The sequence below is a fragment of the Porphyromonas vaginalis genome, from assembly GCF_958301595.1.
GTDB lineage: Bacteria > Bacteroidota > Bacteroidia > Bacteroidales > Porphyromonadaceae > Porphyromonas > Porphyromonas vaginalis.
In genome coordinates this window covers 124,918-139,469 of record NZ_CATQJU010000001.1, presented here as the reverse complement: position 1 = coordinate 139,469, position 14,552 = coordinate 124,918, and the positions used below count along the sequence as shown (strand labels likewise).

14 protein-coding genes and 1 tRNA gene are annotated in these 14,552 nt (G+C 53.3%); 8 read left to right on the top strand and 7 right to left on the bottom strand.

The window, feature by feature from the left end; translation table 11 throughout:
* Positions 1-79: 79 nt before the first annotated feature.
* Positions 80-1,765 (top strand): IS1182 family transposase, encoded by a 1,686-nt coding sequence (locus Q2J34_RS00530; protein ID WP_300969006.1) that lies wholly within the window; start codon positions 80-82, stop codon positions 1,763-1,765.
* Between the two features lie 332 nt (positions 1,766-2,097).
* On the opposite strand, the gene Q2J34_RS00525 is transcribed toward Q2J34_RS00530, so the two are convergent.
* From Q2J34_RS00525 to Q2J34_RS00505, 5 genes are all read right to left on the bottom strand, one after another.
* Positions 2,098-2,571 (bottom strand): hypothetical protein, encoded by a 474-nt coding sequence (locus tag Q2J34_RS00525; protein ID WP_298889605.1) that lies wholly within the window; start codon positions 2,569-2,571, stop codon positions 2,098-2,100.
* Between the two features lie 24 nt (positions 2,572-2,595).
* Entirely contained in the window at positions 2,596-3,042 is a 447-nt protein-coding gene (locus tag Q2J34_RS00520; protein WP_300969005.1) for a hypothetical protein, read from the bottom strand.
* A gap of 85 nt (positions 3,043-3,127) precedes the next feature.
* Entirely contained in the window at positions 3,128-3,676 is a 549-nt protein-coding gene (locus tag Q2J34_RS00515; protein ID WP_298889601.1) for an RNA polymerase sigma factor, read from the bottom strand.
* Positions 3,677-3,724: 48 nt separating this feature from the next.
* Positions 3,725-4,798, bottom strand: a complete 1,074-nt coding sequence (locus tag Q2J34_RS00510) for an endonuclease/exonuclease/phosphatase family protein (protein WP_300969004.1) — start codon at positions 4,796-4,798, stop codon at positions 3,725-3,727.
* 220 nt (positions 4,799-5,018) lie between these two features.
* Positions 5,019-5,091, bottom strand: a tRNA-Phe gene (locus Q2J34_RS00505).
* 113 nt (positions 5,092-5,204) lie between these two features.
* Here Q2J34_RS00505 and Q2J34_RS00500 point away from each other — a divergent pair.
* The 7 genes from Q2J34_RS00500 to folB all read left to right on the top strand — a co-directional run bounded on the left by Q2J34_RS00500 (position 5,205) and on the right by folB (position 11,622).
* Entirely contained in the window at positions 5,205-6,188 is a 984-nt protein-coding gene (locus tag Q2J34_RS00500) for a dihydroorotate dehydrogenase-like protein (RefSeq protein WP_300969003.1), read from the top strand.
* Positions 6,189-6,245: 57 nt separating this feature from the next.
* Positions 6,246-6,923 carry a YiaD family glycine zipper/OmpA-like lipoprotein gene (locus Q2J34_RS00495; RefSeq protein ID WP_300969002.1) on the top strand — a complete coding sequence of 226 codons (678 nt, stop codon included), beginning with the start codon at positions 6,246-6,248 and terminating at the stop codon, positions 6,921-6,923.
* A gap of 129 nt (positions 6,924-7,052) precedes the next feature.
* Entirely contained in the window at positions 7,053-8,018 is a 966-nt protein-coding gene (locus Q2J34_RS00490; protein ID WP_300969001.1) for a DUF5106 domain-containing protein, read from the top strand.
* Between the two features lie 11 nt (positions 8,019-8,029).
* Positions 8,030-8,902: a glucose-1-phosphate thymidylyltransferase RfbA gene (gene rfbA / locus Q2J34_RS00485; RefSeq protein WP_300969000.1), complete on the top strand. Its 873-nt coding sequence runs from the start codon at positions 8,030-8,032 to the stop codon at positions 8,900-8,902.
* A 121-nt stretch (positions 8,903-9,023) separates the two neighbouring features.
* The gene (locus tag Q2J34_RS00480) at positions 9,024-10,259 is read left to right on the top strand and encodes an L-serine ammonia-lyase (RefSeq protein WP_300970139.1); all 1,236 of its coding nucleotides are present in this window, start codon (positions 9,024-9,026) and stop codon (positions 10,257-10,259) included.
* A gap of 21 nt (positions 10,260-10,280) precedes the next feature.
* The gene (locus Q2J34_RS00475) at positions 10,281-11,210 is read left to right on the top strand and encodes a cation diffusion facilitator family transporter (protein ID WP_300968999.1); all 930 of its coding nucleotides are present in this window, start codon (positions 10,281-10,283) and stop codon (positions 11,208-11,210) included.
* Positions 11,211-11,247: 37 nt separating this feature from the next.
* Complete coding sequence (gene folB, locus Q2J34_RS00470) at positions 11,248-11,622, top strand: dihydroneopterin aldolase (RefSeq protein ID WP_298889583.1); 375 nt, start codon at positions 11,248-11,250, stop codon at positions 11,620-11,622.
* A gap of 4 nt (positions 11,623-11,626) precedes the next feature.
* Here the strand turns inward: folB and uvrB are convergent, their stop codons facing one another.
* Positions 11,627-13,660 carry an excinuclease ABC subunit UvrB gene (gene uvrB / locus Q2J34_RS00465; protein ID WP_300968998.1) on the bottom strand — a complete coding sequence of 678 codons (2,034 nt, stop codon included), beginning with the start codon at positions 13,658-13,660 and terminating at the stop codon, positions 11,627-11,629.
* 15 nt (positions 13,661-13,675) lie between these two features.
* Positions 13,676-14,431 carry a hypothetical protein gene (locus Q2J34_RS00460; RefSeq protein WP_300968997.1) on the bottom strand — a complete coding sequence of 252 codons (756 nt, stop codon included), beginning with the start codon at positions 14,429-14,431 and terminating at the stop codon, positions 13,676-13,678.
* Positions 14,432-14,552: the final 121 nt, after the last annotated feature.

Here is a 14,552-nt window from a genome sequence, read left to right as displayed (position 1 = left end):
TGTTTATTTTAGAGCTAAACACTTGCTTATCTAGTTAGTTTTTAGTAACTTAGCAGAATAAACGAGAGGTTCCTAACTAATGGAAAAACGACACTTCCGACCCTATATACAGAATCAGATAGTCCTTTTCCCAGAAAGAGTCGACAAGGACATTGCCGAGGATGATCCTGTGCGTTTCATCAGTGCTATTGTGGATGGTTTGGATTTAGAGCCATTCAAAAAACTTTACTACACGATGGGTCGCAGCCCCTATCACCCTAAGATGATGCTCAAGGTGATCATCTACGCCTATATGAACAATGTATACTCCTGCCGTGAGATGGAAAAGCGCCTCCTCAGAGATACGCATTTCATCTGGCTCGCTGGTGGTGAGAAGCCTGACTTCGTCACGATCAATCGCTTTCGCAATCGTGTCAAGCGAGAGATCAATGAGATCTTTACACAACTGGTACTCCTACTAGCAGAGAGAGGTCTGATCTCTTTAGATGTTGAGTATATCGATGGGACAAAGATCGAGTCTAAGGCAAACAAATACACCTTCGTTTGGCGAAAGAACGTAGAGCGCTATCGGTCAAACCTGATGGAGAAGTTGCGTGTCCTACTGCAACAAGTCGATGATGTCATCATCCAGGATCAGCAAGCCAAGCCAGAGGTCGTAGAGTTTACTCCGACTGAGCTGACCTCTATCGTGGAGGAGCTCAAGGAAGCTCTTGACAAGGAACCCGCTCCTGAAACCAAAGAGGCGAAAGCCGAACATAGAAAGCGCAAAAAGCAGATTAAAACCTTAGAGGAGCACCGAGACAAGCTAGCTGAGTACGACCAACGTCTCGACCAACTAGGCAAGCGCAACTCTATGTCTAAGACTGACCCCGATGCGACTTTTATGCGTATGAAAGAAGACGCCAAAGGTAAAGGTCTCGCTAAGCCTGGGTACAACCTACAGATTGCTACAGAAAACCAAATTATCACAGACTATGCTCTCTTTCCCAACCCCTCGGACACCTGTACTCTCATACCATTTGTAGAAAGCTTTCAAGAGCGTTACGATCATCTGCCGACCACGGTTGTAGCTGATGCAGGCTATGGTTCAGAGGAGAACTACCGCTTTATGGACGAGTCTGAAATGGATGCTTACGTCAAGTACAATTACTTTCATCAAGAGCAGCGTCCACGCTACAAAAACAACCCCTTTCTCCCAGAGCATTTATACTACAACGCTCAGGAAAACTATTACGTCTGCCCGATGGGACAGCATCTAGAGTTCCGTGAGACTACGACCACAAAGACCAGCACGGGCTATACTTCAGAGAGCTCTATCTACGAAGCAAAAAACTGTAGAGGTTGCCCATTACGAAGTCAATGCTACAAAGGAAAAGAAGATAGGCGCAAGATCAGCGTGAACCATCGCCTTAACAGCTACAAGCAAAAAGCTCGTACACTGCTCACCTCAGATAAAGGCATCAAGCATCGAAAGCGACGATCTGTGGAACCCGAGTCAGTCTTTGGACAGATGAAAAACAACATGCACTATCGGCGCTTCCGTCACTTCGGTCAAGACAAAGTTCTGATGGACTTTGCCTTTTTCGCCATAGCCTTCAATCTCAAAAAAGTGGCTGCCCAACTCAAGAAAACGCAAGAAAATGACCCTTTACCCTCTCAAGACGCCACTTCGAGAGGCAAAGAGGGCGTTGAGCGCTCCGAGACGATCACTTTTACACACTTCAAGCCCTACTTGTCGAAAAACGTCTTCAGCATCGCTGCTTAACAAAATTCCCAGCCTCCCCCCTCTCTCAAACGACAAATGGACTATTGACACAGCCCCCTACACAAGCTACGTCAGCACGACAATTCCACTCATCAAACGCTGTAACCCCGATCTGTAGGGAAGCACGGGTGTGGCTAGTGGATGGGCGTCCGTTGTATCAAAGGTGACAGCATCATGGTTTTAACGGGGACTGATGCCTTCCGGCTAGACACGAGCCGTGCGTCCTTACAGATTGCTACCCGTGAAGCTTGAGAAATTGATAAAAGAAGAAGCTCCGTCGCAGATTTTGCGACGGAGCTTCTGATGTCTTGTGGAGTAGCTCTTGAGGTTGGCTACCTTCTATTCGAACGATTGAGTTGACTACGCTTTATGTACTTCCTAGCAAACTCGCGCTGTACCTGCTGGTAGTTGACCAGCTTGCGTGCGGGTATCTGCTTGCGTAGCTCAGTCATAGTCTCTTCGTCTATCTCTGCTAGCTGAGACTTGAGCTGCTGCTCGCGCTCGAGGCACTTGGCTGCTTGCGCCTCAGATAGGGAGCCGCTCTTCGTAGCTTCGTACTGCTTGCGTAGCTCGCGCCACAGAGGTATGCGCTTTTTGTCGGCCTCTCGCAGGGTGCGGTCTAGATAGGTGGCCTCTTCTGCTGTCAGCTCCAGCTCCTGAGCGAAAAACTCTTTGCGTAGCTTGACCAGCTCCTCTCTACTGCGACCATCTGTCTCGCTGCGGGTCTGCTGTGCGGTAGCTACATTGGGCAGGAGTAGTAGGGGCAGAAGTATAAATAGTATGTGGTAAAGCTTGCTTCGTGTCATATCGTGTCTAGACGTTGTCATCAATTAGATCTCCTCGCTAGAGAGGCCCTCCAGAGTCTCTCCTATGGCGTAGTCATCGATGAGGATGTCTACGCAGGTCTCGTACAGGTAGTCTGCATACTCGGCATCTGTGAGCGGTGTGACGCTGAGATCATAGACCGAGCTAGCGACCTCATCACTAGAGCGCAGTGGCTCCTGTGTAGATACTTGCCATACACCCCAGAGAGCTACCACGGCTATGAGTGCAGCAGCGATAGCCGTCCACGGACGTAGTCTCACCCATAGCTTAGCTCTACGATGAGCCCTAGGTACCTCCACGGCGTCTGTCGCAGGTACCTGCTCGTCGAGCGGTATCTGCGCTAGGATGCGAGTGGATAGGTCATCAAAGTACCCTGGAGGAACATGGTAATGCTCCAACCGCTCCGAGAGCGAGGGTATCTGACGGATCAAGTCTTCTGAAGGTGTAGGCATAAAACGTAACTATATAGGGTATAAGTGCGACCTCGTGGGGAGGCCTCTGCTTATACCCTATTGGATGCAGGTAGGTCTGGTAAGTTTAATTCAAATTAGAGACATACTGCTGAATCTTCTTGACAGCGTGGTGATAAGATGCTTTGAGTGCTCCCTCTGAGGTATCTGTGATGGTTGCAATATCTCGGTAGGGCATCTCGTCGAAGTAGCGCATCTCAAAGACCTGTCGCTGCTTGGGCGGGAGCTTGTCGAGAGCTTGCTGTAAGATCAGCTCACCCTTGTCTCCGTCGAAGTAAGGATCTGCCACGGCACTCTCGAGGAGGTAGCTGGTCTCTTCGCTGACTGCGTACTCGTTGTCTGCGATGCGCGTTTTCTTTTTGTTATAGTTGATCGCCTCAAAGAGGGCGATGCGATAGATCCAGGTGTAGAACTTCGCCTCTCCTCTGAAGGAACCCAGGTTTTGCCATGCCTTCAGAAAGGTCTCCTGTAGCACGTCATCCGCATCGTCATGCTGCCTGACGATACGACGGATCAACCAGTAGAGCTTCTCCTGGTACATCCGCACAGCCTCTGTAAAAGCGGCCGCGCGGGTCTTGGAGTTCATAATCTGCTCCTGCAGTTCATCTTCGGTCATGCTAAGTGGACACTATGGTGGTGTAGCTATAGCTAGAAGAAGGGGTGTCTACGGTCGTTTTGTCGCACCTTTGACTAGATAGACATATACGGGGAAGTGGTCTGAGTAGCCTCCCTGCCACTGCCCGCCGACGAAGGTGCGGAGCGTGTATCCCTTGTACTGCCCACTCTGCTGGATCATAAAGGGCTGCTTGAAGATAAAGCCCATATCGGTCGTCTCGGGATCACGGTATAGTTGCCACGTGGTCGGATTGCTACCGATGAGCTCTCCGTTGACAGCGATGATGTCAAAGAGGTTCCACACGTCACGATAGGCGAGCGTGCCCATACCTTTATTGTATAGTTGTAGCATCGGGGTGTAGTAGTCCGAAGCCTTTAGTCCATCAGGACTAGTCTGTGTGCCGAGGCCTTCACGCACGCTGGGGCTGATGGGGTCATCGTTGAAGTCTCCCATCATGATCACTTTGCTGCCAGGGAAGAGTGTATAGAGCGAGTCCGCAACGCTACGCATCGTCTGAGCGGCTGCCATACGACGGTGCAGTGAGACCGCCTCGCCACCACTACGTGAGGGCCAGTGACCCACGAGGACATGTACGATCTCGCCATCGAGGAGCCCCGAGGCATAGACCACGTCTCTTGTCTTGATCCACGGCTCGTTAGGTATCTCCACGGCTCTAGCACCTGATGCGAAGACTTTATAAACCTCTGGCTGGTAAAGTATAGCACAGTCTATGCCACGACGGTCGGGAGAGTCGTAGTGTACGATATCGTAGTGCTTGTCTCGTAGTGACTCCTCAGCGATGAGGTCCTCGAGGACACCGCGATTCTCTATCTCAGCGACTCCGATGATGGCGGGGCCGTCGCCTCCGATGAGCGAGATGACGTGTGACATGTTGCGGAGCTTGTGCTGATACCGCTCGGGCGTCCAGCGATTGGCTCCCTCGGGGAGAAACTCCTCGTCATTGTTTTCCTGATCGATCGTGTCGAAGAGGTTCTCCAAGTTATAGAATGCGACCGTCACCCGCTGTGGTGTAGTACTCTGCTGTGCAGATATGATCCCAAAGGAGAGCGCAAGTAGGGCGATCAGCCAGCCCCATCTACTATGTTGAGTGCTAAGTGTCATAAGTTTATCGTTTTTGATATTAGTGTTAGACTACGCTTTCACAAAAGTACTGATAAATGTCGGATTACCCAAGGCATCGCCTATAAAGCTTTCGTTAAGGCTGTCGTCCAGTGGTCTAACTCACTAAGCCTCACGTCGCGTGGTAGCCATGTCGGTCAATAAGCATGAAAAAAAGAGACCCCGCAATGCTTTATTGCGAGGTCTCAAATTGTTATTGAAGTGGTACCACCAGGAATCGAACCGGGGACACAAGGATTTTCAGTCCTTTGCTCTACCAACTGAGCTATGGTACCATTCTTCTTGCGTTTTGGTGATGCAAAGGTACAACAACTTTTTGAATTGACCAAACAGTAGTGCAGTCGATGTTATTTTGTATCTTTGCGAGTAGTAACATAGCACAAATAGCATGGTGGACTTGACATCACACTACGGAGGGATCGCCCTCCGCAATCCAATCATAGCTGGTAGCTCTGGTCTTACGGCCTCACTCCAGCAACTTACGGCCATAGCACAGGCAGGTGCTGGCGCAATCATCTTGAAGTCACTCTTTGAGGAGCAGATAGAGGCGACGGCATTGCAAGCACAGGCTGAGGTGGAGACCTCTTATCCTGAGGGGCTTGACTATATGCTGCACTACACGCGCCAGCATGAGGTCGAGAAGTACCTAGACCTGATTCGTGAGGCTAAGAGCGCAGTCGACATACCTGTCATCGCCAGCATCAACTGTTATCGAGGTGGCGAGTGGGAGACTTTTGCCAAGAGCATACAGGAGGCGGGAGCAGATGCACTCGAGCTCAATGTGATGCGCATCGAGACAGATCCCGCACAGCGTGGTAGTGATCTAGAGAAGGAGCTGGTAGATCTAGCTATCTCGATCACTCGTACGGTGCAGATACCAGTCGTCTTCAAGATCTCTGATCGCTTTACCAACATCCTTTACCTAGCTCAGGAGCTGGTCAAGAGCGGTGTCAAGGGCTTGACCTGCTTTAACAAGAGCTGGCAGACAGACATTAATATAGAGACCCTAGAGATCGTCCAGGGGCCTGTCATCTCGACAGGCCAGGAGCTATACAACACGCTGAAGTATACGGGACTCCTCACGGGCAAGCTACCACAGCTCGCCGTCTCCGCTTCGGGTGGCGTGATGGACTACGCTGGCATCGTCAAGAGCCTCCTCGTCGGGGCTAGCTCCGTACAGGTCGCCTCCGCACTATATCAGCACGGAGTACCCTACTTGACGAAGATGCTGGAGGAGCTCACGCAGTGGATGACTCAGCATGGCTATCGATCCATAGAGGAGTTTAGAGGCAGTCTCAACGCCTCTAAGCAGTCCGACCAGGAGCTCTATATGCGCTCGCAGTTTATGCGTTACTTCAGCAGTAAAGCGTAGACCAAAGCCTAAACACATACTAATGACATATTTACTAACTCAAATATCACAGAAACTATGAACAGACTATCTATCACAGCAGGCATCGTAGCCGTAGCCCTATCCCTATCGGGTTGTGGTGCGATAAATGAGACACTACTCGGTGCAGGTGCTGGTACAGCCGTAGGTGCTGGCCTCGGTGCTGGTATCGGTAAGGTCGCAGGCAATACGGGTGCTGGCGCAGCTATCGGCGCCGTCGTAGGCGGTGCTGCTGGTGCACTCATCGGCAATCGTATGGAGAAGCAAAAGAAGGAGCTCGAGCAGCAGCTACCTGAGGGTACGCAGGTCGAGTCAGTCAATGAGGGACAGGCTATCAAGGTCGTCTTCGACAGCGGTCTACTCTTTAACACAAGCTCTAGCACGCTGAGCTCTTCTTCTCGCAACGATCTCCGCAAGTTTGCTGACAACCTTAACAAGAACGACGACACGGTCCTAGAGATCATCGGTCACACCGATAGTTCGGGCAATGATCGTATCAACGATCCACTCTCAATGAATCGCGCTAAGAGCGTCCGTGACTTCCTCGAGGGACAAGGTGTCTCTTCTACACGTATGAAGTACGAGGGCCGTGGTAGCCACGAGCCAGTCGATACGAACGCAACGGCTGAGGGTAAGCGTAAGAACCGTCGTGTAGAGGTCTTCATCCTACCTAGCCAGAAGATGATCGAAGAGGCTAAGGCTGGTACGCTGAAGTAGTCTCACTCCCCCAAACGCATCACGTACTGCATGAGTCAGAGCGTGGTGCGTTTCTTTTTTTATTCTCTCAGTATCATTCACAGCAAGAGCTATATGCCTCACTTCCTACAACTAGTTTCGACGGCCCTTATGATCTCTTTGGCGCTGCTCTCATGCAGTGCAGCCGCTGGGCAACGCTCACAGGCACCTTCGTCTGTAGAGGCCTCTTTTGAGGTGGTAGACACGACTCGCCTGAGCGAGGGTACAACTGCTGAACCCTATCCGATGGTAGAGATCCCAGCGAACATACAGGAGCCTCTACAGCGGGCAAAGTATGCGCTAGAGCACTTCTTCGATCGTTGGCCTGCAGAGACGCTGGATCAGCGCGTTGATCCAGCAGTTATGGAGCAGGGACTGGTAGACTACCTCGCTATCTATGGTAGTATGCCCGCCGGGAGTGTCTCGCAGGAGGATCTATTGCGCCCGCTCAAGGTGATGCGTGGCAAAGCTCTGAGTGAGGCTCTACGGCTCTACACCAAGTATCTCTACGAGAGCGCCTCGCCGCTGAAGAATCATACGCTCTATATCCAAGCTCTCCAGTGGGCTATCGCAGCACCACAGGTAGAGTATGTGGACCAAGTGGTCTACAAGGATATGCTGTCACTCGTGTCGCAAAATCAAGTCGGCACGCCCGCCTCAGACTTCGCCATCACCCTAGCGCAACCCGCAGCAGAGGGGTATACCTTTGCCGATACAACGCTCTACGCACTACGGGACAAGCCCAAGGTGGTTATCTTCTACACCCCAGGGTGTGACCGCTGTACGCATCTGCTAGAGGAAGTCTCTCACGATCAGATCTTGCAGCGCGCCACCGAGAGAGGTAAGGCAGAGATCCTCTACGTCTCGCTCGTCTATGAGCGTAGCGAGTGGGAGAGAGGACTTGCGGATCTCCCAACCTTTGGTACACCTGCCTTCAATGGCGATCTGCGTCTCCTCGATGAGTCGCTCTATGATCTAGCTGTCACTCCGGTCATATACGTCATTTCGCCTGATGGTGTCGTGCTGCAGCGAGATACTTCGCTTGCTGAGGTCAGACGCTACGTTTCTACACTTTAACCTATTACGCAATGAAGGGTATCATACTCGCCGGCGGTACGGGCAGCAGGCTCTACCCCTTGACCAAGTCTGTCAGCAAGCAACTACTGCCTGTCTATGACAAGCCGATGATCTACTATCCGCTCTCTACGCTCATGCTAGCTGGCATTCGCGAGATCTTGATCATCAGCACACCGCAAGACTTGCCGAGCTTCGAGCGACTCCTAGGCGATGGCTCCGCTTATGGTATCGAGCTGACTTATGCCGAGCAGCCTCGTCCTGAGGGCTTGGCGCAAGCCTTCATCATAGGCCGTGAGTTCATCGGCTCAGACGATGTCTGTATGGTACTCGGCGACAACCTCTTTCACGGCTCTAGCTTTGCTACACAGCTGGCGGCTGCACGCGACAACGTCACCCAGCATCGCCTTGCCACGATCTTCGGTTATCCTGTCTCCGACCCGACACGCTATGGGGTCGTTTGCCTAGATGCTGCGGGCAAACCTACCGATATAGAGGAGAAACCCAAGCATCCCAAGAGCAATCTAGCGGTCGTGGGTCTCTACTTCTACCCGAATGATGTGGTCCAAGTGGCGCAAAGCATCACCCCCTCAGAGCGTGGGGAGCTAGAGATCACAGCGGTCAATGACTACTACCTGCAGCAGCAACAGCTCTCCGTCATCTCGCTCGGACGTGGCTTCGCCTGGCTCGATACGGGCACTCATGAGGCGCTCATGGAGGCGACCAACTATGTCAGCGTCATCCAGAAGCGTCAGGGACTGGTGATTGCTTGCCTTGAGGAGATCGCTCTACGTCAGGGCTGGATCACGATGGAGCAACTACAAGAGGCTGCTGATCAGCAGCGAGGTAGCACCTACGGCCAGTACCTCGCCAGTATCAAAGCATAGCGATAGCAAAAGAGCTTGTCTTAATCCTCTGCTTGTGCCGAGGAGGACCGAGCAAGGGGGCTGATGCCCCCTTTTTTCGTACCTTTGACCTGTCAATTAGACTACACGCCTAACAACTATGATGGACTCTATCAAGCAAATCTACAAGATCGGTCACGGGCCGAGCAGTAGTCACACTATAGCTCCTATGCGAGCCTCCGAGATGTTTCTCTCTCAAATCAAGGAGTTGCCCGTGGATCGTATCGAGGGCACGCTCTATGGTAGCCTCGCGGCTACTGGCAAGGGGCACATGACCGACCAAGCCATACTCTCCGTACTCAATCCCGTTTATCCCACGACCATCCTCTGGGAGCCTCGTGTGGAACTCACGTTTCACCCCAATGGGATGAAGTTTGTCGCTTTTGATAAGGAGGGGCAGGAGATCAAAGAATTCAAAGTCTACAGCATCGGTGGCGGAACGCTCGCCAACGAAACCTTCAACGAGCAGGTCACCACGCCTGTCTACGAACTCTCCACGATGGCCGACATCATGGATCACCTCGACAAGCGCGGGCTCTCCTACTGGGAGTACGTGGAGCGCTGTGAGGGTCCCGACATCTGGGACTACCTCGCTAAGGTATGGGAGGTGATGAAGCAGAGTGTGCATGAGGGCTTGGCTGCCGAAGGTGTACTGCCGGGTGGTCTGCGCCTGCGTCGCAAAGCGGCCGACACACTGGTCAAGTCTCTGAGCTACAAGGACAGTGTCCGGACTCGTGGTATGGTCTACTCATACGCTCTGGCCGTCAGCGAGCAGAATGCTGCCGGTGGACGCGTCGTCACGGCTCCTACCTGCGGTTCGTGCGGTGTGATGCCTGCGGTACTCCTATATCTACAGGAGACGCGTAGCTTCCGTGATGAGCGTATCCTACGCGCCTTAGCTACGGCTGGACTCTTTGCCAATGTGGTGCGTACCAACGCCTCCATCAGTGGTGCTGAGGTGGGCTGTCAGGGCGAGGTGGGTGTCGCTTGCGCGATGGCTGCTGCGGCCGCTAGTCAGCTCTTCGGCGGTACGCTGCACCAGATCGAGTATGCGGCCGAGATGGGCTTGGAGCACCACCTCGGGCTTACCTGCGATCCAGTCTGCGGACTGGTACAGATCCCCTGTATCGAGCGCAATGCCTTTGCCGCTAGCCGTGCGCTGGATGCGAATACCTATGCCAACTTCACCGATGGTCGCCATCGTGTGAGCTTTGATCAGGTGGTCGCAGCGATGCACCAGACGGGCAAGGATCTGCCGAGCCTCTACAAAGAGACGGCTGAAGGTGGCCTCGCCATCCTCCACGAGAAGTATGGTGGCAAGATCCTCATCGAGGACTAAGCTGGCTCACACGCCGATCTGATGAATAAACAGAAGCATGCTGACCAGCGTACCCGCAGTATCTATCGGGTCACGTTGGTGGGTGCTTTGGTCAACGTAGCACTCACGCTCCTCAAGCTCGTCGTGGGCTTCGTGGGGCATAGTGTTGCTTTGATTGCGGATGCGGTACACTCACTCTCGGACTTCTGTACCGACATCATCGTGACGCTCTTTGTGGGCATCGCTGGCAAGCCGAGAGATACTAAGTATCGCTACGGATATGGCAAGTATGAGTCGATAGCTACGCTGATCATAGCGACCGTGCTGATGGGCATCGGCATCTCTATGTTGCTCAAGAGTGGAGAGGCGATCTATCTCTTTTTTGCCTCTGGGGTGGTCCCCAAGAAACCCTCGCTCTGGGCGGCTGTGATAGCTTTTATCTCTGTTCTGTCTAAGGAGTGGCTCTTTCGCTACACCAAGAGTGTCGCTGAGCGGGTGCATAGTAACACGGTACTGGCCAATGCGTGGCACCATCGCACGGACGCTTACTCCTCTATTGCTGTCCTCGTGGGCGTCTTGGGGGCAGCCTTGCTGGGCAATCAGTGGGCGATCCTCGACCAAGTGGCCTGTGCCGGCGTCAGTCTCTTCATCGTCTGGGCGGGTGCACAGCTTATCTCGACCCCGTGGCGGGAGCTCACCGAGCATAGTCTCTCAGAGGAGGAGCAGCAGACGATCCTAGAGATCATCGAGGCTGAGTACCCGGGGCATCATCCGCACAATCTCAATACCCGTAGCTTAGGCTCTGCCATCGCTATCGAGGTGGACATCTATCTGCCTGACGAGACGCCGGTCATCCTCGCTCACGAGCGGGCCACCCACATAGAGAACAAGCTCAAGGAGCACTACGGCGAGCGAACCCACGTAATAGTCCATGTGGAGCCGATCGCTATGATAAATACAGATCACGAATAGCCAAAAGGCTCTAACTAAAAGTCAATACTCCATTCCCATGAAAGCAACCATTCGGATAGTCAATGCGCACTTCTACTCCTATATAGGAGCTCTCCCCGAGGAGCAGGTGCTGGGCAATAGATACATCGTCAACCTCACGGCTACTTATGATGCGACCAAGGCGGTCGCGAGCGATGATGTCGCTGATGCGGTGAGCTACGCTGATCTCTACGATGTGATAGCGGACAAGGTAGGTCACTCGCGGGATAACCTCCTCGAGTATGTCGCTGGGCAGATACTTACAGAGATACTAGACAAATACCAGTTGGTCGACAGCTGTGAGATAACGATCCAAAAGGCTATCCCGCCCATCGCTGGTGTCATCGAAGCTGCCAGCGTCACGCTCGCCACTAGTCGTGACAACGACAAGTAACGGGCTACTTCTTTTGATCCTCTAGTCGACTCTGCAGTGCGTACATCTCGTCGCGTAGACGTGCAGCCTCGACGAAGTTGAGCTCCTTGGCAGCCGCATACATCTGCTTGCGAACCTGCTCGATCAGGTCTGGGAGCTTGTCCTGCGTGAGGTACTCAGCGACAGGTGAGGCGACAGCTATCTCTTCCTCGACATAAGCTTCGGCTTGTGCCGAGGATTTTGTTGTTACATAGCCCTCTTGCGAGAGCGCATTCGTTCGCTTGCTCACCACCTGCGTAGGGGTGATATTGTGCGCCTCATTGTAAGCTATCTGCTTAGCACGGCGGCGGTTGGTCTCGTCGATGGTCGCCTGCATGCTGTCGGTGATACTATCTGCATAGAAGATAACCAGCCCATGCACGTTGCGGGCGGCACGTCCAGCCGTCTGGGTGAGCGATCGATGCGAGCGGAGGAAGCCCTCCTTGTCCGCATCAAGGATTGCTACGAGCGACACCTCGGGGAAGTCCAACCCCTCACGAAGCAAGTTGACCCCGACCAAGACATCGTAAGCTCCCTCTCGCAGGCTGTCCATAATCTGGATACGCTCTAGCGTGTCCACGTCGCTGTGTATGTAGGCGCACTTGATGCCCGCTCGTATGAGGTAGTCGCTCAGCTCCTCCGCCATGCGCTTCGTCAGGGTCGTGACGAGCGTCCGCTCGTTGCGCTCCGTGCGTATGACGATCTCCTCCATCAGGTCGTCCACCTGATGCTCCGTGGGGCGGATCTCGATGGGCGGGTCTAGCAGTCCCGTAGGGCGTATCACCTGCTCGACCACCACGCCCTCGCTCATGTTGAGCTCGTAGTCAGCTGGCGTGGCACTGACGTAGATCACTTGGTTGGTCAGATTGACAAACTCCTCAAACTCCAGGGGCCTATTGTCCAAAGCCGCTGGTAGACGAAAGCCATACTCCACCAAGGTGGTCTTGCGCGCCTTGTCTCCGCCATACATGGCGCGTATCTGCGGTATCGATACGTGGCTCTCGTCAATGACTAGGAGGTAGTCATCGGGGAAGTAGTCCATCAAGCAGAAGGGTCGCTCGCCCGGCTTGCGACCATCGAAGTAACGCGAATAGTTTTCAATGCCCGAGCAGTAGCCCACTGCCTTGATCATCTCCAGATCGTAGGAGACCCGCTCGTAGAGTCGCTTCGCCTCAAAGAGATGCCCCTCGCGCTCCAGCTCTGCTGTGCGGTCGGCCAGATCCTTTTTGATCTCCACGATAGCACGCTGCGTCTGCTCCTCCGTTGTTACAAAGAGGTTGGCCGGGTAGATGCGTAGGTTATCCAGCGTTCCCTGGCTTTCCGCCGAGACCGGGTCGATGATGGTGATCCGATCTATCTCGTCATCCCATAGCTCGATGCGGTAAGCAACCCCCTCGAAGGACTCGATGGCGGGAAAGATATCGATCGTATCTCCCTTCACCCGAAAGGAACCACTCACGAAGTCCGCCTTGTTATTGACATAGTAAGACTCCGCGAGGCGTCGCATCAGCACGTCCCGCTCGATCTGCATGCCCACCTCCAGCTTGATGATCTTATTCTCAAAGTCATTCGGATTGGCCATACCATAGATGCAGGAGACCGAGGCGACCACAATCACATCGCGACGACCCGAGAGGAGCGAGGCGGTAGCACGTAGTCGTAGCTTGTCCAGCTCCGCATTGATCGCCATGTCCTTCTCTATATAGGTATCCGTATTGATCAGATAAGCTTCGGGCTGGTAGTAGTCGTAGTAGGAGACGAAGTACTCTACCGCATTGTTGGGGAAGAAAGCCTTAAACTCGCTGTACAGCTGCGCTGCCAGCGTCTTGTTGTGGCTAATGACCAGAGTCGGGCGGTCTACCTGCTGGATCACATTGGCGATCGTAAAGGTCTTGCCCGAGCCCGTCACACCGAGGAGCGTCTGATGAGGCAACCCATCACGCACTCCCTGCGAGAGCTGAGCAATAGCCTCTGGCTGGTCGCCCGTCGGCTTATACTTTGAGGTCAGTTGGAAGGACATGGCACCTACTCGACTCTAATGCTGTCCGCGCTTCTGCTTGTTCTCTAGGTACTTACTATCGAGTGCCCAGGTGAGCCGAGGCTCTAGTGCGATAACCTTGCGATACCACGTCTCAGCCTGCGTCTGCTCCCCGACACCTACGTAGCACTCGGCAATCTGGATCAGGAGACTCAAGTAAAGCCACGACCCCTTGCTCTTGCCCTGCGAAACCATCGCACGCTCAGCACGAAGAAAGTAGTCGATAGCTCCACGCTTAGCATCTCCCTTGAAGAAAGCTGGTGCGAAGTACTGTGCATTGCCTCGCTGGATCAGGCCGATAGCGTTTTGCTGGTCCATCTTGATCGAGCGATTCATCAGACTAATGCTCTTATTGCCCACCAGCGGAGCACGTAGCCACGATATGCCGATGCGGTAAGTGTAGTAAGCCGATAGGTAGGCGGTCATTTCGGCGGTCTTATAGTCACACTCTAGGAGGTAGTCCACGTGTGCTTTGTAGCGCTTGAGGTACTGCTCCGCCTCATTGTTCCTGTCGCGCAGCATGCACTCAGCGATGTAGCCGTACTCATACTCGACCAGCTCGGCAATACGCGCATAGCTCTTGTTAGGCTCAGCGTGCATACGGTCTACGACCCGCTTCCAGCTGTTGATGTCACGCTTTACATACGCCTCGTAGACCTGCTGTTGGTCTGCCGTCTGTGCCCAGCTACTTCCCGCTCCCAAGAGGAGTACGAAGAGCAAAAGTCCCAATATCTGTCTCTGTCTCTGTTTCATACGATCTCTGTTTGTCTAGTTATCAACGAAAGCTATCCCACAGTGCGGAATAGCTGGAGAAAAGAACTCCCCGAAGAGCCGTCTCATCTCCTTCATATCTCCAAAGATACAAAACTCTAGC